Source organism: Shewanella sp. W3-18-1 (genome assembly GCF_000015185.1).
GTDB lineage: Bacteria > Pseudomonadota > Gammaproteobacteria > Enterobacterales > Shewanellaceae > Shewanella > Shewanella putrefaciens.
Genome location: NC_008750.1, coordinates 1609281 through 1626662 on the forward strand (window position 1 = coordinate 1609281; position 17382 = coordinate 1626662).

Annotated in this window: 18 protein-coding genes; all 18 read left to right on the plus strand. The window is 43.8% G+C overall.

Features of this window, described 5'->3' with window-relative positions; all coding sequences use genetic code 11:
• The first annotated feature begins 237 nt into the window (after positions 1–237).
• The 18 genes from SPUTW3181_RS07380 to flhB all read left to right on the plus strand — a co-directional run bounded on the left by SPUTW3181_RS07380 (position 238) and on the right by flhB (position 17365).
• Complete coding sequence (locus tag SPUTW3181_RS07380) at positions 238–1671, plus strand: sigma-54 dependent transcriptional regulator (protein WP_011788768.1); 1434 nt, start codon at positions 238–240, stop codon at positions 1669–1671.
• Between the two features lie 109 nt (positions 1672–1780).
• On the plus strand, positions 1781–2863 hold the full coding sequence (locus tag SPUTW3181_RS07385) for a sensor histidine kinase (RefSeq protein ID WP_011788769.1): 1083 nt from the start codon (positions 1781–1783) through the stop codon (positions 2861–2863).
• Positions 2856–4196, plus strand: a complete 1341-nt coding sequence (locus tag SPUTW3181_RS07390) for a sigma-54-dependent transcriptional regulator (RefSeq protein ID WP_011788770.1) — start codon at positions 2856–2858, stop codon at positions 4194–4196. Before SPUTW3181_RS07385 ends, SPUTW3181_RS07390 begins: the two co-directional genes overlap by 8 nt.
• Before the next feature lie 221 nt (positions 4197–4417).
• Positions 4418–4753 (plus strand): flagellar hook-basal body complex protein FliE, encoded by a 336-nt coding sequence (fliE, locus tag SPUTW3181_RS07395; RefSeq protein ID WP_011788771.1) that lies wholly within the window; start codon positions 4418–4420, stop codon positions 4751–4753.
• A gap of 45 nt (positions 4754–4798) precedes the next feature.
• The gene (gene fliF, locus SPUTW3181_RS07400) at positions 4799–6481 is read left to right on the plus strand and encodes a flagellar basal-body MS-ring/collar protein FliF (RefSeq protein WP_011788772.1); all 1683 of its coding nucleotides are present in this window, start codon (positions 4799–4801) and stop codon (positions 6479–6481) included.
• Positions 6474–7520, plus strand: a complete 1047-nt coding sequence (gene fliG, locus SPUTW3181_RS07405) for a flagellar motor switch protein FliG (RefSeq protein ID WP_011788773.1) — start codon at positions 6474–6476, stop codon at positions 7518–7520. Before fliF ends, fliG begins: the two co-directional genes overlap by 8 nt.
• A complete protein-coding gene (fliH, locus tag SPUTW3181_RS07410) occupies positions 7507–8463 on the plus strand; it encodes a flagellar assembly protein FliH (protein ID WP_011788774.1) in 957 nt (318 codons plus the stop codon). Before fliG ends, fliH begins: the two co-directional genes overlap by 14 nt.
• The gene (gene fliI, locus SPUTW3181_RS07415) at positions 8432–9769 is read left to right on the plus strand and encodes a flagellar protein export ATPase FliI (RefSeq protein WP_011788775.1); all 1338 of its coding nucleotides are present in this window, start codon (positions 8432–8434) and stop codon (positions 9767–9769) included. The genes fliH and fliI overlap by 32 nt, the downstream gene beginning before the upstream one ends.
• Before the next feature lie 11 nt (positions 9770–9780).
• Complete coding sequence (fliJ, locus tag SPUTW3181_RS07420) at positions 9781–10224, plus strand: flagellar export protein FliJ (RefSeq protein WP_011788776.1); 444 nt, start codon at positions 9781–9783, stop codon at positions 10222–10224.
• A gap of 166 nt (positions 10225–10390) precedes the next feature.
• Positions 10391–11866, plus strand: a complete 1476-nt coding sequence (locus SPUTW3181_RS07425) for a flagellar hook-length control protein FliK (RefSeq protein ID WP_011788777.1) — start codon at positions 10391–10393, stop codon at positions 11864–11866.
• Positions 11867–11957: 91 nt separating this feature from the next.
• On the plus strand, positions 11958–12473 hold the full coding sequence (gene fliL, locus SPUTW3181_RS07430; RefSeq protein ID WP_011788778.1) for a flagellar basal body-associated protein FliL: 516 nt from the start codon (positions 11958–11960) through the stop codon (positions 12471–12473).
• 39 nt (positions 12474–12512) lie between these two features.
• Positions 12513–13544: a flagellar motor switch protein FliM gene (gene fliM / locus SPUTW3181_RS07435; protein ID WP_011788779.1), complete on the plus strand. Its 1032-nt coding sequence runs from the start codon at positions 12513–12515 to the stop codon at positions 13542–13544.
• Between the two features lie 11 nt (positions 13545–13555).
• The gene (fliN, locus tag SPUTW3181_RS07440; protein ID WP_011788780.1) at positions 13556–13939 is read left to right on the plus strand and encodes a flagellar motor switch protein FliN; all 384 of its coding nucleotides are present in this window, start codon (positions 13556–13558) and stop codon (positions 13937–13939) included.
• Positions 13940–13965: 26 nt separating this feature from the next.
• On the plus strand, positions 13966–14385 hold the full coding sequence (fliO, locus tag SPUTW3181_RS07445; protein WP_011788781.1) for a flagellar biosynthetic protein FliO: 420 nt from the start codon (positions 13966–13968) through the stop codon (positions 14383–14385).
• Positions 14382–15128 carry a flagellar type III secretion system pore protein FliP gene (gene fliP / locus SPUTW3181_RS07450; RefSeq protein ID WP_011788782.1) on the plus strand — a complete coding sequence of 249 codons (747 nt, stop codon included), beginning with the start codon at positions 14382–14384 and terminating at the stop codon, positions 15126–15128. The genes fliO and fliP overlap by 4 nt, the downstream gene beginning before the upstream one ends.
• A 17-nt stretch (positions 15129–15145) precedes the next feature.
• Positions 15146–15415: a flagellar biosynthesis protein FliQ gene (gene fliQ / locus SPUTW3181_RS07455; protein WP_011788783.1), complete on the plus strand. Its 270-nt coding sequence runs from the start codon at positions 15146–15148 to the stop codon at positions 15413–15415.
• 4 nt (positions 15416–15419) lie between these two features.
• Positions 15420–16217, plus strand: coding sequence for a flagellar biosynthetic protein FliR (fliR, locus tag SPUTW3181_RS07460; protein ID WP_011788784.1), 798 nt, complete (start codon positions 15420–15422; stop codon positions 16215–16217).
• A gap of 17 nt (positions 16218–16234) precedes the next feature.
• A complete protein-coding gene (flhB, locus tag SPUTW3181_RS07465; protein WP_011788785.1) occupies positions 16235–17365 on the plus strand; it encodes a flagellar biosynthesis protein FlhB in 1131 nt (376 codons plus the stop codon).
• The last annotated feature ends 17 nt before the right edge of the window (positions 17366–17382 follow it).

Consider the following 17382-nt stretch of genomic DNA (forward strand, 5'->3'; position numbering starts at 1 on the left):
GGCGAATGTCAATTTATTGACATTCGTAACTAGAATCATGGCATAAATGAACTAAAATCAATTCAGATTGGCATAAAGCGCATCTGAAGCTTGCTTCTCGACTGCTGATAATACAATATTCATCACAGTAGTGATGGTGGCACAGATTGTTACATTGAATTTGTTAAGCTTTTACAGCAACTAATCATAAAATAATTAATGCAAATTAATACATATTAGAGCTTTACGGCCTACTGAATGATGCAAACAGATCAACGAATTTTACTTGTCGGAACCCCATCAGAGCGCTTAAGTCGCCTGTGTTGCATATTTGAATTTTTGGGTGAGCAAATAGATGTTATTGCTCCCGAAAAATTAAATTCTTATCTCCAAGATACTCGTTATCGTGCTTTGGTTCTCTTTACTGATACCATGCCAAGTGATGCAATAAAATTGCTTGCGACCCAGTTCGCGTGGCAACCGATATTATTGTTTGGCGAGATAGGTGATTTTCAAGTATCCAATGTGCTTGGACAAATTGAAGAACCCTTAAGCTATCCCCAATTAACGGAACTGCTGCACTTTTGCCAAGTTTACGGCCAAGTTAAACGTCCTCAAGTACCTACAAGTGCTAATCAAACTAAGCTTTTTAGAAGTTTAGTTGGACGTAGTGATGGTATTGCTCATGTAAGACACTTGATCAATCAGGTCGCAACCTCTGATGCAACAGTGTTGGTGTTAGGCCAGTCTGGTACGGGTAAAGAGGTCGTTGCTCGTAATATTCATTATCTTTCTGAACGTCGTGATGGTCCTTTTATTCCCGTTAACTGTGGCGCTATTCCTCCTGAATTACTTGAAAGTGAACTTTTTGGTCATGAAAAAGGTTCATTTACAGGGGCTATTTGTTCCCGTAAAGGACGTTTTGAATTAGCCGAAGGTGGCACACTGTTTCTTGATGAAATCGGTGATATGCCCTTACAGATGCAAGTTAAATTGCTACGTGTGTTGCAAGAGCGAGTTTTTGAACGAGTGGGTGGCACTAAGACGATTAACGTCGATGTTCGAGTCGTCGCGGCTACCCATAGGGATCTAGAGAGCATGATCAGCGGTAATGAGTTCCGTGAGGACCTTTACTATCGCCTTAATGTTTTCCCTATCGAAATGCCCGCCTTAAGCGAGCGTAAAGACGATGTACCTTTGTTGCTACAGGAGCTGGTGAGCCGTGTATATAATGAGGGACGTGGTAAAGTGCGCTTTACCCAACGCGCAATAGAATCGTTAAAGGAACATGCATGGTCTGGCAACGTTCGAGAGTTATCTAACTTAGTTGAGCGACTCACCATTTTATATCCAGGTGGTTTGGTTGATGTTAACGATCTGCCTGTTAAATATCGCCACATTGATGTGCCAGAATACTGTGTTGAAATGAGTGAAGAGCAACAGGAGCGTGATGCGCTAGCCTCTATCTTCACGAGTGAAGAGCCGGTTGAAATTCCTGAAACTCGTTTTCCAAATGAGTTACCACCTGAAGGTGTCAATCTTAAAGATTTGTTGGCAGAGCTTGAAATTGACATGATACGTCAAGCGCTTGAGCTACAGGATAATGTTGTTGCTCGAGCTGCTGAAATGTTAGGTATTCGCCGTACAACTCTAGTTGAGAAAATGCGCAAATACGGAATGACAAAAGATTAGTATTTTGTGTTTAGTGTTATTTTATTGATTTTAATCCCTAAAAATGTCTTTTAATTTGGCATAGAACCTGCAGTCACTGCGTCATAAGCAATTTTTTGACGGAGTGACTATGTCAGCCCACCCACTAGCGCAAATCGAGACATTCAAGCACACTAGCAAACAATGGAACCAACTGCGTGAGGCCGCAAATATGTCCAATCGAATGGAACATATTTTACAAGCGATGCCCTCTGGCGTGGTGATTTTAAATGGTGATGGTATTGTCACTGACGCGAATCCCGTCGCGGTGGAATTGCTAGAGCACTCTCTATGTGGTGCTCGTTGGATTGATGTGATTCATAGTGCTTTTGCACCTCAAGAAGATGATGGCCATGAAGTGTCTTTACGTAATGGTCGTCGAGTCAAATTAGCCATTACTCCTTTAACGCCAGAGCCGGGTCAGTTAATCGTATTAACGGATCTGACTGAAACTCGTCTTTTACAAAAAAATATTTCACATCTGCAGCGGTTATCTGCACTCGGTAAGATGGTGGCGACATTGGCCCATCAAGTCCGTACGCCACTCTCTGCGGCCTTGTTATATGCCTCTAACTTAGCAAGCCCTAAATTATCAGACTCTGCCAAGATTAAGTTTCAACAGAAATTGGTTGATAGACTTAATGAATTGGAAAGACAAGTTAACGATATGCTGTTGATGGCAAAAGGCCGTCAAGATGAGCTTGGCGAGTTAGTTTCTCTGAATGATGTGATGGTCAGTGTGATTGGAAACTGTGATCCAATTGCAGAGCAGCAAGGTTGCAAACTTTCCTTTACTGATACATCAAGTGGATTATTGCTGGCAAATTCAAGCGCGCTAAGTTCTGCAATTAATAACCTTGTCATCAACAGCCTCGAAGCTGGAGCGAGTCAGATCCGTATCCTTGCCACAGAGTCAAAGGATCAATTAATGCTAGAGGTTATTGATAATGGCAAAGGGTTAGATGCGAAGATGCAGCAAAAAGTGATGGAACCTTTTTTCACCACCAAAGCTCAAGGGACAGGACTTGGATTAGCCGTTGTGCAATCGGTTGTGCGTAATCATGGCGGAGAAATACAACTTCGCTGCCTACCGAATAAGGGCTGTACTGTTTCGTTAGTTTTCCCTCGTGCAAAATCGGCGGTTGTATTGCCTTTGGAGAAAACCCATGTCTGAAGCCAAGTTACTCTTAGTTGAAGACGACGCCTCATTAAGGGAAGCCTTACTCGATACTTTATTACTTGCACAGTATGAATGTATTGATGTGGCTTGTGGTGAAGATGCCATTCTTGCATTAAAACAGCATCAATTTGATCTCGTGATAAGTGATGTGCAGATGGAGGGTATTGGCGGTTTAGGTTTGCTAAATTACCTGCAGCAACATCATCCTAAATTGCCCGTATTGCTGATGACGGCCTATGCCACGATTGGCAGTGCCGTTAGCGCGATTAAACTAGGTGCAGTTGACTATTTAGCCAAACCCTTTGCGCCAGAAGTATTGTTAAATCAAGTTTCTCGCTATTTACCTTTAAAAACCAACGTTGATAAGCCCATTGTTGCTGATGAGAAGAGTCTTGCATTGTTATCACTAGCACAACGCGTTGCAGCATCCGATGCTTCTGTGATGATCATGGGACCCAGTGGTTCGGGTAAAGAAGTACTCGCTCGTTATATTCATCAGCATAGCAGCCGTGCCGAACAAGCCTTTGTTGCCATCAACTGTGCCGCTATTCCTGAAAATATGCTTGAAGCAACTCTCTTCGGATATGAAAAGGGCGCATTTACTGGTGCTTACCAAGCATGCCCTGGTAAGTTTGAACAAGCGCAAGGTGGGACTTTGCTGCTCGATGAAATATCAGAAATGGATTTAGGTTTACAGGCAAAATTATTACGGGTGTTACAAGAGCGTGAAGTTGAACGATTAGGTGGTCGTAAGACGATTAAGCTCGATGTTCGTGTATTGGCGACCTCAAATCGTGATTTAAAAGCGGTAGTAGCCGCAGGTGGATTTAGGGAAGATCTTTATTACCGTATCAATGTATTTCCATTAACATGGCCGGCGCTCAATCAAAGGCCTGCGGATATCTTACCGCTTGCTCGCCATTTATTGGCTAAGCATGCAAAAGCTCTCAATATCGGTGCTATACCTGAATTAGATGAACAAGCATGCCGGCGTTTACTTAGCCATCGCTGGCCAGGAAACGTTCGAGAGCTAGATAATATTGTCCAAAGAGCCTTGATCTTACGGACAGGTCCAGTGATTACCGCCAATGATATTATTATTGATGTGCAGGGTGCGTTGATAAGTGATGAATTTGAAGTGTCAGCGTCTGAGCCAGAAGGGTTAGGTGAAGAACTTAAAGCACAGGAACATGTGATTATTTTAGAAACCTTAGCCCAGTGTCAGGGTAGCCGAAAACTTGTGGCTGAAAAACTGGGGATCAGTGCTCGAACTTTACGATATAAAATGGCTCGTATGCGGGATATGGGGATTCAATTACCCAGTTAACTTCAGTAAAAGCATGCATGTTAGCAAATGCACTTTAATGCCTTTTAGGATTAAGGTGCATTTGTATCTTGCTGATTTACCTAGTGAGTTAATCTTCCAATGCTTTTTAGCATCCCTTATTTGTCTATTTTAAATGGCTAGTTTTAAACTTGGCCATTATTTTGCATATTCCTCATTATCGATATTTTGATCGTCAAGAATTCGACGACTGGGAGCTCAGCATGCAAATAGGCGCAAATACATTTCTGCAAGAAATGCAGTCACTCAAAGGTGAAATAACACCGTCTTTCGGTATCTCACCGAATATTATGCAGCAGGTAAATAACACCAGTGGTGCCGATTTCGGTCAGCTACTCTCGCAGGCTGTTGGCAATGTCAGCGGCTTACAATCAACGTCATCAAACTTGGCAACGCGATTAGAGATGGGTGACACGACAGTGAGCTTGTCGGATACTGTGATTGCCAGAGAGAAAGCAAGTGTGGCATTTGAAGCGACGGTACAAGTGCGTAATAAACTTGTCGAAGCTTATAAAGAAATAATGAGTATGCCTGTTTAGGCCCGAGAATAACCCAATCAGCAGGTACGAATCGTGAGCACAGAAATGATTGTCGGGTCTAATTCCGATTTAGCAGACCAAGGTGTCCAAGAAGAACATAAGTCAGGTGTGATGGGAAGCCTTGGCGGTGTCGATATGATGCGCCAAATTACCATGATCCTTGCGTTGGCAATCTGCTTAGCCCTAGCCGTTTTTGTGATGTTATGGGCTCAGGAACCTGAGTATCGTCCATTAGGAAAAATGGAAACTCAGGAAATGGTACAAGTACTCGATGTCTTGGATAAGAATAAGATCAAGTATCAGATCGAGGTTGATGTTATTAAAGTACCTGAGGATAAATATCAAGAAGTCAAACTGATGTTAAGCCGAGCAGGGATTGACGGTGGCACTACAAGTAAAGATTTTTTAACCCAAGACAGTGGTTTTGGTGTCAGCCAAAGGATGGAACAAGCGCGTCTTAAACACAGCCAAGAAGAAAACCTTGCCCGCGCTATTGAGCAGCTACAAAGTGTCAGTCGCGCAAAAGTGATTCTCGCACTTCCCAAAGAAAACGTCTTTGCCCGTAATACTTCCCAACCTAGTGCAACCGTGGTTATCAATACCCGTCGTGGCGGTTTAGGCCAAGGAGAGGTGGATGCCATTGTTGATATTGTTGCCTCAGCCGTGCAAGGGTTGGAACCATCGCGTGTTACCGTCACTGATTCAAATGGTCGTTTGCTTAACTCTGGGAGCCAAGATGGCGTTTCCGCTAGGGCGCGTAGAGAACTCGAATTAGTACAACAAAAAGAAGCTGAATATCGCACAAAAATTGAATCAATTTTAGTTCCCATTTTAGGGCCTGATAATTTTACTTCCCAAGTCGATGTTAGTATGGACTTTACCGCAGTCGAACAAACAGCCAAGCGCTTTAATCCTGATTTACCAGCATTACGCAGTGAAATGACGGTTGAGAATAACTCTACCGGTGGCACTACGGGGGGGATCCCTGGCGCTCTGTCAAATCAACCGCCAATGGAGTCAGATATTCCTGAAGATGCAACCAATGCATCTGAAAAAGTGGTTGCGGGTAACTCTCACCGTGAAGCAACACGAAATTTTGAGCTCGATACCACCATTAGCCATACCCGTCAGCAAATTGGGGTAGTCAGACGAATTAGTGTTTCAGTTGCTGTGGATTTTAAACCCGGTGCTGCAGATGAAAATGGGCAAGTGGCACGCGTTGCCCGTACTGAGCAAGAGTTAACCAACATTCGTCGTTTACTAGAAGGTGCGGTAGGATTCAGCACACAACGTGGTGATGTGTTGGAAGTGGTTACCGTTCCTTTTATGGATCAACTGATGGAAGACATACCATCTCCTGAATTATGGGAACAGCCGTGGTTCTGGCGTGCGGTAAAATTGGGTGTTGGCGCCTTAGTGATCCTAGTATTGATATTGGCCGTGGTTCGTCCAATGCTAAAACGCCTTATTTACCCAGATAGCGTCAATATGCCAGATGATTCAAGACTGGGTAATGAACTGGCGGAAATTGAAGATCAGTACGCTGCCGACACCTTAGGTATGCTTAATACCAAAGAAGCAGAATACAGTTATGCCGATGATGGCTCAATTCTTATCCCTAATCTTCATAAAGATGATGATATGATTAAAGCTATCCGTGCGCTTGTGGCAAATGAGCCCGAGCTTTCCACTCAAGTCGTGAAAAACTGGTTACAAGACAATGGCTGAGAATAAAACAAAAGAAGCCGCTGAAGTCTCAAGCTTTAATGTGAAGGACATGAGCGGTATCGAGAAGACGGCAATTTTACTCTTAAGTTTAAGCGAAGCCGACGCCGCCTCTATCCTCAAGCACTTAGAGCCCAAACAAGTGCAAAAGGTGGGGATGGCCATGGCCGCAATGGAGGATTTTGGCCAAGAGAAAGTGGTTGGTGTGCATAAGCTTTTTCTTGATGATATTCAAAAATATTCCTCTATCGGTTTTAACAGTGAAGAATTCGTTCGTAAGGCGCTGACGGCAGCATTAGGTGCAGACAAAGCGGGTAATTTAATTGAACAAATCATCATGGGCAGTGGTGCTAAAGGCTTAGACTCCCTCAAATGGATGGATGCGCGCCAAGTGGCGACAATCATCCAGAATGAGCATCCGCAGATCCAAACCATTGTATTGTCTTATTTAGAACCCGATCAGGCCGCAGAGATTTTTGGTCAATTTCCTGAAAATACTCGCTTAGACTTAATGATGCGAATTGCTAACCTTGAAGAAGTTCAACCCGCAGCCTTGCAGGAATTGAACGATATCATGGAGAAACAGTTTGCGGGTCAAGGTGGCGCACAAGCAGCGAAAATGGGTGGCTTAAAAGCAGCCGCCAATATTATGAACTACTTAGACACGGGCATCGAAAGCCAATTGATGGAAACTATGCGCGAATCCGACGAAGAAATGGCGCAACAAATCCAAGATCTCATGTTTGTCTTCGAAAATCTTATCGATGTGGACGACCGTGGTATTCAAATCCTGTTGCGTGAAGTACAACAGGATGTGTTATTGAAGGCGCTTAAGGGAACTGACGATCAACTTAAAGAAAAACTGTTAGGCAATATGTCCAAGCGAGCCGCAGAGTTACTGCGTGATGATCTTGAAGCTATGGGACCTATTCGTATCAGCGAAGTGGAGGTTGCACAGAAAGAAATCCTCTCTATTGCTCGTCGTTTAAGTGATAGCGGTGAAATTATGTTAGGCGGCGGTGGTGGCGATGAGTTCCTCTAATCCGAGTGACAATAAATTGTCGGATAAGATTGTCAGTGATAGTGAAATCGAATTTAGTCACTGGAACCTACCCGATGTGACAGAGGTTGAGGATGAAAGCATCTCTAATTTGTTTGGCTACTCTGGTAAGCACATCAAACCAGTCACGGTAGAAGCTATCGCACCTCCCACAATGGCTGAAATTGAGTATATTCGAGCTCAAGCGGAAGAAGAAGGCTTTAGTGAAGGTAAAACACAAGGTTTTAATGAAGGGGTAGAAAAAGGACGTTTAGAAGGATTAGCGCAAGGTCATCAAGAAGGTTTTACACAGGGCCATGAACAAGGCTTAGAAACGGGTCTTGAAGAAGCAAAGGGTTTAATCAATCGTTTTGAATCGTTACTCAATCAGTTTGAAAAACCCTTACAACTTCTCGATGGTGACATTGAGTTATCTTTAATGACCTTAGCGATGGCGCTGGCTAAATCTGTTATTGGACATGAGTTAAAAACCCATCCTGAACAAATACTTTCCGCTTTACGTCTTGGTATTGAATCTTTACCTATTAAAGAGCAAGCAGTGACTATTAGGTTGCACCCTGATGACGTTATCCTCGTTGAGAAATTATATTCCGCAGCTCAATTGGCACGCAATCAATGGCAACTCGAAGTCGATCCCTCTCTAAGCCCTGGAGAGTGCATTATTAGTAGTCAGCGTTCCTTGGTTGATTTAAGTTTACCATCGCGAATAGATGCAGTATTTGAATCTCTACGAAGTCAACATGCCCATTTAACGCAACAGCAGCAACAACGACAGGAAGCACTTGCCGCAGAAGATGCCGCAAGAATATCACATCATAATCAGGATGCTGCGGGATCGGAACTTATGCAAACTGAGTCAGATATTGATTCACTCCAAACGAATGGAGATCAAGATGCAAAACCGTCAACACCAGCTGCTGAGTAAGTTCCACCAATATATTGATAAAGTACCTCCTTTTCGCGCCGTTGCCAGTGGGCAATTGGTGCGGGTTGTTGGTCTCACTTTAGAGGCGAGTGGTTGCCGTGCGCCTGTTGGTAGTTTGTGTTCTATCGAAACCATGGCGGGAGATTTAGTGGCTGAGGTGGTCGGGTTTGATGATGAGTTACTCTATCTTATGCCCATTGAAGAGTTACGAGGTGTACTCCCTGGAGCGAGAGTCATTCCACTTGGAGAGCAAACAGGGCTTAAAGTAGGCTTATCTTTATTAGGCCGTGTACTCGATGGCAATGGTGTTCCTCTTGATGGATTAGGTGCGCTGCAAACCGATCAATATGCACCAAGACATAATTCTGCCATTAATCCCTTATCTCGCCGTGCAATAACGGAACCCCTTGATGTTGGCGTACGTGCGATTAATGCCATGTTGACCGTTGGTAAAGGTCAGCGTATGGGACTCTTTGCGGGCTCTGGTGTCGGTAAAAGTGTGCTTCTGGGTATGATGACCCGTGGTACTACTGCAGATATTATTGTGGTGGGGTTGGTTGGTGAACGGGGACGAGAAGTTAAAGAATTTATTGAAGAAATTTTGGGTGAAAAGGGGCGAGCTCGCTCCGTTGTTATTGCGGCTCCGGCGGATACCTCACCCTTAATGCGCCTTCGCGCCTGTGAAACGTCAACGCGTATCGCTGAGTATTTCCGTGATTTAGGCTATAACGTGTTGTTATTGATGGATAGCTTGACTCGATATGCCCAAGCGCAGCGGGAAATCGCTTTAGCGGTGGGGGAGCCGCCTGCAACAAAAGGTTATCCACCATCAGTATTTGCTAAATTGCCCCGTCTTGTCGAACGTGCGGGTAATGGTGGTCCTGGACAGGGATCTATTACGGCGTTTTATACCGTATTGACCGAAGGCGATGATCAACAAGATCCGATTGCCGATGCATCAAGAGCGATTCTGGATGGCCATATCGTATTATCGCGTGCTCTGGCTGATTCGGGGCACTATCCCGCGATTGATATTGAAGCATCAATTAGCCGTGTTGCTCCGATGGTTATTTCTAATGAGCATTTAGAAGCGATGCGCCGTGTAAAACAAACCTATTCTTTATATCAACAGAATCGAGATTTAATCTCTATTGGCGCCTACGCCCAAGGTAGTGATCCTCGGATCGATAATGCGATACGTCTGCAACCGGCGATGAATGCCTTCTTAAGGCAAACCATGCGTGATGCCTTTAGCTTTGCAGATAGTCAATCGATGCTGGCTCAACTCGCTGCACAGTGTAAATAATCGAGGCCATGATGGCGAATGCAGATCCCTTATTACTGGTACTTAATTTAGCGCTTGATGCTGAAGAGCAAGCTTCGCTCCTACTGAAATCGGCCCAATTAGAATGTCAAAAACGCCAACATCAGCTCAATGCCTTAAACAACTATCGTTTAGATTACATGAAGCAAATGCAGTCTCAGCAAGGTCAAGCGATTAGCGCAAGTCATTATCACCAATTTCATCGTTTTATTCGTCAGATTGATGATGCCATAGCCCAACAAAACCGGGTGGTGGCTGATGGCGAGAAGCAAAAAGAGTATCGTCAGCACCATTGGCTAGAAAAACAAAAGAAGCGCAAGGCAGTTGAACTGCTTCTCGCTAATAAAGCGAAAAAACGTGATGCATTAGAATTGAAAAGAGAGCAGAAAATGACCGATGAGTTTGCATCTCAACAGTGTTACCGCCGACATAAATAGCCTGTATTTGCGCCGATACGCGCTTTCGTAAATCTTGTTAACTATCATATAACTTTCGTGTTGGCATTTTATTTGCTTAACTTCATACACAACATTGCTGTTACAGCATAAATTGACGTTTTACTCCGTTACTGTTGAGTTTAACTGGGGTGGTTTGGGAGCCGATATGCAACAAATGACGAATATATTATTACCAAAAGCGGCAAATAATAATGCAAGCGCAGGTAAAGCATCGACTCCAGAAACGCGTAGTGAAGATTTTTCTGCAGCTTTAGCCTCAGTTAACAGTGTTTCCTCATCTGCCCAAAAGCCTTCAACGTCTCAAGAACGCGCGATTGAACTGACTAAATCAGCATCCTCCAATGATATATCCCAAGATGAAGAGGATGATTTGAGTTTGATTTTTGCCCAGATTAGCATGGCAAACGAAATGAAAAAAACGGCCGCTGAGGGCGACAAATTGCCGCTACTGCAGGAAATGGATCTGGATATTGGTACTTCTGCCGTTGAAGCTGAGGGTTGTTTTTCCTCTGAGTTAGATAAATTAGCCGAGTTATTAGTTGATTCGTCAGATACGGATGAATCGGGTGTAGCTTTGATTGCTGAGGCTGATGCCACTAACTTACCCGACATTAATTTGGCTTTACCCCTATCAACGCCAAGCATGCTAGATGGAGCTATTGCGTCACAAAACAATGGGGAACTGCCAGAGCAGAGCGTATTGGTTGAAGAAAGCACGGTCGAACTGGTTAGCCAAGAAGCCGCTAAACAACAGAAGCAAGGGATAGTAGATGCTCAACCTATTATGGGAGAAAATGATAGTAGCAGGTCTTTTTCTGCAGATAAGTCGTCTATTGCCCAACAAAATGCTTTTACAACGGGTCTAAAAGATACAAACAGTATTGATGGTACAAAGAAGGAATCTTTTGTTAGTGCAACCACTGCAGCCTTAAATACATTAGGGACTGCGGAGGATGTGGCAACTCCGAAAAACATTGAGCTAGATGGATCAGAACGGCTTGTGACAAACGTACAACTTAAAGATGCCAAGTTAGCTGTTACATTAGAGTCAAGTTCACCGACTTCATTTAATCTTGATGACGAAGTCGCCTCTGAGTTTAAACCCGTTTCAGTGACAACATCACCTACTCAACCGCAAGTGAATCGTCAAGATATCCCGCAAATTCAACTTTCACTGCGTCAAGGCGTTGAAACGCCAAATCAGATGCAGGAGATGATCCAACGATTTTCTCCGGTGATGAAACAACAGCTCATTACGATGGTGAGTAATGGTATCCAACACGCTGAAATTCGTCTTGATCCACCTGAGCTTGGCCATATGACGGTCAAAATCCAAGTGCACGGCGATCAAACCCAAGTACAGTTTCATGTGACTCAATCTCAAACCCGTGACATGGTTGAGCAAGCTATCCCTCGATTACGTGAATTATTGCAAGAGCAAGGAATGCAACTCGCAGATAGTCATGTATCACAAGGTGAGCAAGAACAAGGTCGCGATGGTGGTTTTGGCGAAAGTAACGGTTCTGGAAGCACAAATTTGGATGAATTCTCAGCAGAAGAACTGGATTTAGGTTTAAATCAAACTACTAGTCTGCATTCTGGTATAGATTATTACGCTTAAGCGGGTAACCTATAGGATTAAATAGCATTGTTACATTTTGATATGATGCATAAAATGTAAAGACTTAAGTCTAAATTGAAGAGCACAGTGAATGGCCAACGAAGAATCGTTAGAACTTGAAAATACTGATACGCCTAAAAGTAAGAAAAAACTTTTTATTTTTATTGGTATCGGTGTACTCGTTGCACTATTGATTGGTGGTGCATTATGGTTTTTTCTCGGCAGTTCAGATGAGTCATCCTCTGAAGCTGTAGAGGCTGTGGTTGAAACACCTTCAAATGATAAACTGGTCGCCTCTTATGTGCCCATGCCTCGTCCTTTTCTCTTTAATTTACCCGGGCCAGATCGGGCTCGTTTAGTCGAAATTAAAGTACAGCTGATGGTCCGAGGTTCCGATGATGAGGTCCTGATACAAAAACATATTCCGCTCATTGAAGATGCTCTCCTGACAACTTTTAGCAGTTCAGATGTGCAAAAGTTAAGCACTCAAGCAGGTAAGGATGAAGCTCGTCAATTAGCACTTCTTAGTGTTCAAAATACACTGCAATCCGTAACGGGACGTAAAGTGGTCGAAAAAGTGCTATTCACCGGTTTTGTGATGCAATAACCCGTAATTTCAGTACCCTAAAGAGGTTAAGGCAATATAGTGAGTGATTTATTAAGCCAAGACGAAATTGATGCGCTACTGCATGGGGTTGATGACGTCGATGACGATGATGATCTTGATGCTGCTAGCCAAGATGCGCGATCCTACGACTTTTCATCCCAAGATCGTATTGTGCGTGGGCGCATGCCCACACTCGAAATTGTTAACGAGCGATTTGCGCGTCATCTACGTATTAGCATGTTCAATATGATGCGCCGTGCGGCTGAAGTGTCGATCAATGGCGTACAGATGCTCAAGTTTGGTGAGTACGTACATACCTTATTCGTCCCAACCAGTCTGAACATGGTACGTTTTAGTCCACTCAAAGGGACTGCACTTATCACCATGGAAGCTCGCTTAGTGTTTATCCTTGTGGATAACTTTTTTGGCGGTGATGGCCGGTTCCATGCCAAGATTGAAGGGCGTGAGTTTACCCCTACTGAGCGGCGGATTGTACAGCTTCTTTTAAAAATTATCTTTGAAGATTATAAAGATGCTTGGGCTCCAGTCATGGATGTCGAATTCGACTATCTTGACTCTGAAGTTAACCCTGCCATGGCGAATATTGTCAGTCCAACCGAAGTGGTGGTGATAAACTCCTTCCATATTGAGGTGGACGGCGGCGGCGGGGATTTTCACATTACTATGCCGTACTCCATGATCGAACCTATTCGAGAGTTGTTGGATGCAGGGGTGCAAAGTGATAAGCAAGATACGGATATGCGCTGGTCACAGGCATTACATGATGAAATCATGGATGTAAAAGTGGGATTCGATGCATGCGTTGTTGAGCATGAGTTAACGCTCAAAGATGTAATGAACTTTAAAGCCGGTGATATTATTCCAGTTGAATTGCCTGAATATATCATGATGAAAATCGAAGACCTACCGACTTACCGCTGTAAAATGGGGCGTTCTCGCGATAATTTAGCGCTCAAAATATATGAAAAAATACCCCGTCCAGAAACAGTAAAAACTGAACTCCAATTAGTGACGCGCAAAGGCAAAGCTAGAGATATATCTGAATTATAAGGTGAAGCAAGATGAGCACAGAAGATACGGGCGATGATTGGGCTGCCGCGATGGCGGAGCAGGCTTTAGAGGAGGCAAATGCTGTTGCGCTGGATGAGCTTGTTGATGACTCTCAGCCTATTAGTAAAGCAGATGCTGCTAAATTAGATACGATTTTGGATATTCCGGTGACCATTTCAATGGAAGTGGGCCGTAGTTTTATTAGTATCCGCAATTTACTACAGCTAAACCAAGGTTCTGTCGTTGAGCTTGACCGTGTGGCTGGAGAGCCGTTAGACGTGATGGTCAATGGGACACTTATTGCCCATGGCGAAGTGGTTGTAGTAAATGACAAGTTTGGTATTCGTTTAACTGATGTTATCAGTCAAACTGAGCGAATTAAAAAGCTTAAATAATAGATGCACATGAGTTGGTATATGAGATGAGTACATCGGTAATATTCAGTTTAATGCCTGTTACGCAGGCTAATGCCGTGGGATTAGTTACCGACACTTCTACTGCGGTAGTAGCATCAACTGCCAAAATGTCAGAACCATCTCAACTTGCCACTGCGGCGAGTATGCTTGGTGGCTTGATCCTCGTATTATTGCTTATCTTCGCCTTAGCCTATTTGTTAAGGCGATTTAATTTAGTTCAAACAAATCATAATGTGCTTAAGACCCTCGCGGTGACTTCACTTGGACAAAAAGAACGGCTAGTGCTTGTTCAAGTTGGAGAGCAGCAATATTTACTTGGGGTGAGTGCACAACAAGTGAATTTGATTGATAAATTAGCCGAGCCCATCCAAGTGGAATCTGATTCCTTTGCGAATCGCTTACGTCAGGCGAAATTAAAACAATGACAAAGTACAGTTTCCCATTAATCGGGCTTGCCATTTTATTTTTTAGTGTATCGGTCGGGGCGGCAGATGGTGTGTTGCCTGCGGTCACCGTAAAAACGGCTGCCGATGGTTCGACAGAGTATTCAGTGACAATGCAGATTCTACTGCTGATGACGTCACTGAGTTTTTTGCCAGCCATGGTGATTATGCTGACCTCGTTTACACGGATTATTGTGGTACTTTCTATTTTACGCCAAGCGATTGGATTGCAGCAGACGCCTTCTAACCAAGTGCTTATTGGGATGAGTCTCTTTATGACTTTTTTTATTATGGCGCCCGTGTTTGACAAAATTTATGATCAAGGTGTTAAACCCTATATCGATGAACAACTGACGCTACAGCAAGCTTTTGATAAGGGGAAAGAACCATTACGAGCTTTTATGCTAGGCCAAGTTCGTACGACAGATTTAAAAACCTTTATTGATATTTCTGGCTATCAAAATATTAACTCGCCAGAAGAGGCTCCGATGAGCGTACTTGTGCCTGCTTTTATTACCAGTGAACTCAAAACGGCCTTTCAAATTGGCTTTATGTTATTCGTGCCTTTTTTGGTATTAGATTTAGTAGTGGCGAGTATTTTGATGGCGATGGGGATGATGATGCTATCGCCGATGATAGTCTCATTGCCATTTAAGATTATGTTATTTGTGCTCGTTGATGGTTGGGGGCTTGTGTTAGGCACCTTAGCCAATAGTTTTGGTTAGTCGTACTAGGAATTGTTATGACTCCAGAAGCACTGATTGATATATTTCGAGAAGCCTTAGCCGTTATTGTGATGATGGTGTCGGCCATTGTCTTGCCTGGGTTGGGTATAGGGCTTGTTGTCGCGGTGTTTCAAGCTGCCACTTCAATTAATGAGCAAACCTTAAGTTTTCTTCCTCGATTATTGGTCACATTATTTGGACTGATGTTTATGGGGCATTGGTTAGTTCAAACCTTAATGGATTTTTTCATTGAGATGGTTAACCGTATTCCCCAAGTGATAGGTTAAGGCTATGGAGCTGTTGCTCGATACCTTAATGCAGACCATCGCATCTTACATGTGGCCGTTATTTCGCGTTGCAAGCATGTTGATGGTGATGGTGGTATTTGGCGCCGCAACGACTCCTGCTAGAGTGCGTTTACTCCTTGCCATGGCGATTACCTTTGCAATTGCGCCTGTTTTGCCTCCGGTGGAGAATGCGGATTTATTTTCCCTTAGTGCTGTTTTTATTACGGCGCAACAAATTATTATTGGCGTTGCGATGGGGTTTGTTTCCCAGATGGTAATGCAGACTTTTGTATTAACAGGGCAAATTATTGGTATGCAAACCAGTTTAGGCTTTGCCTCTATGGTTGACCCTGGTTCTGGACAACAAACCCCTGTCATTGGTAACTTTTTCCTCTTGCTTGCGACGCTGATTTTTCTGGCTGTTGATGGTCACCTTCTCATGATCCGTATGCTAGTCGCAAGTTTTGAGACTCTTCCTATTTCTAACCAAGGGCTAACGCTTACAAGCTACAGATCACTTGCAGAGTGGGGCTCGTATATGTTTGGCGCGGCTTTGACCATGTCAATTTCGGCGATCATTGCGCTGTTACTGGTTAACCTCTCTTTTGGGGTAATGACCCGTGCCGCACCACAGTTGAATATTTTTTCTATTGGTTTTCCTATCACTATGATTGGTGGGCTTTTAATCCTTTGGCTAACGCTGACGCCAGTAATGGCGCATTTTGACGAAGTATGGGCTGCAGCTCAGGTTTTGCTATGTGATATTTTGGGTCTTCAATGTCAAGCCGATGGCTTGATATAAGGTTATAGGAACTCAGTATGGCTGAAGAGAGCAGCGGCGAACGTAGTGAGGAACCCACAGGGAGGCGCCTTGAACAGGCGCGTGAAAAAGGCCAAGTTGCTCGTTCAAAAGAACTGGGGACTGCCGCGGTATTACTTTCCGCAGCAACGGGGTTTTATATGCTTGGCCCTGGTATCGCAACGGCACTCTCCCATGTGTTTGAACGTGTTTTTACTATGGATCGCGCTCAAATTTATGATACTAACCAAATGTTTAATGTTTGGGGGTTGGTCGCGGGTGAAATTGCATGGCCAATGCTTAAAATCATGTTGCTGATTGTGGTGGTGGCTTTTATTGGTAATGTGTCCCTCGGTGGGATGAACTTTTCAACCCAAGCTATGATGCCCAAAGCCAGTAAAATGAGTCCTCTTGCTGGTTTTAAGCGTATGTTTGGGGTGCAAGCGCTCGTTGAGTTGACTAAGGGAATTGCTAAGTTCTCCGTAGTTGCTTTTTCGGCTTACTTTCTTTTAAGTTACTATTTTAATGATATTTTATTGTTATCAAGTGATCACTTACCAGGGAATGTTCACCATGCGTTAGATCTGTTGATATGGATGTTCATTTTACTCTGTTCTTCTGTGTTATTGATTGTGGTCATTGATGTGCCATTTCAGATTTGGAATCACAATAAACAACTGAAAATGACCAAACAAGAAGTCAAAGATGAATATAAAGACACAGAAGGTAAGCCTGAAGTTAAAGGACGCGTTCGACAAATGCAGCGAGAGCTTGCACAGCGTCGAATGATGGCCGAAGTACCCAATGCGGACGTGATTGTCGTCAATCCTGAGCATTATGCCGTGGCGGTCAAATACGATGTCAAGCGCTCTGCTGCACCGTTTGTCATTGCCAAGGGTGTAGATGATGTGGCGTTTAAGATCCGCGAAGTCGCCCGTGAGTACAATATTGCGATTGTGTCAGCTCCCCCATTGGCAAGGGCAATCTATCATACGACTAAATTAGATCAGCAAATACCTGAGGGGTTATTTACTGCCGTGGCTCAGGTTTTAGCCTATGTTTTCCAATTGCGTCAATACCAAAAGGGACGGGGACGTAAACCTATTCCTATCCCATTAAATCAGCCTATCCCTGATGATTTAAAATATTAATGGCTTGCTCGTTCACT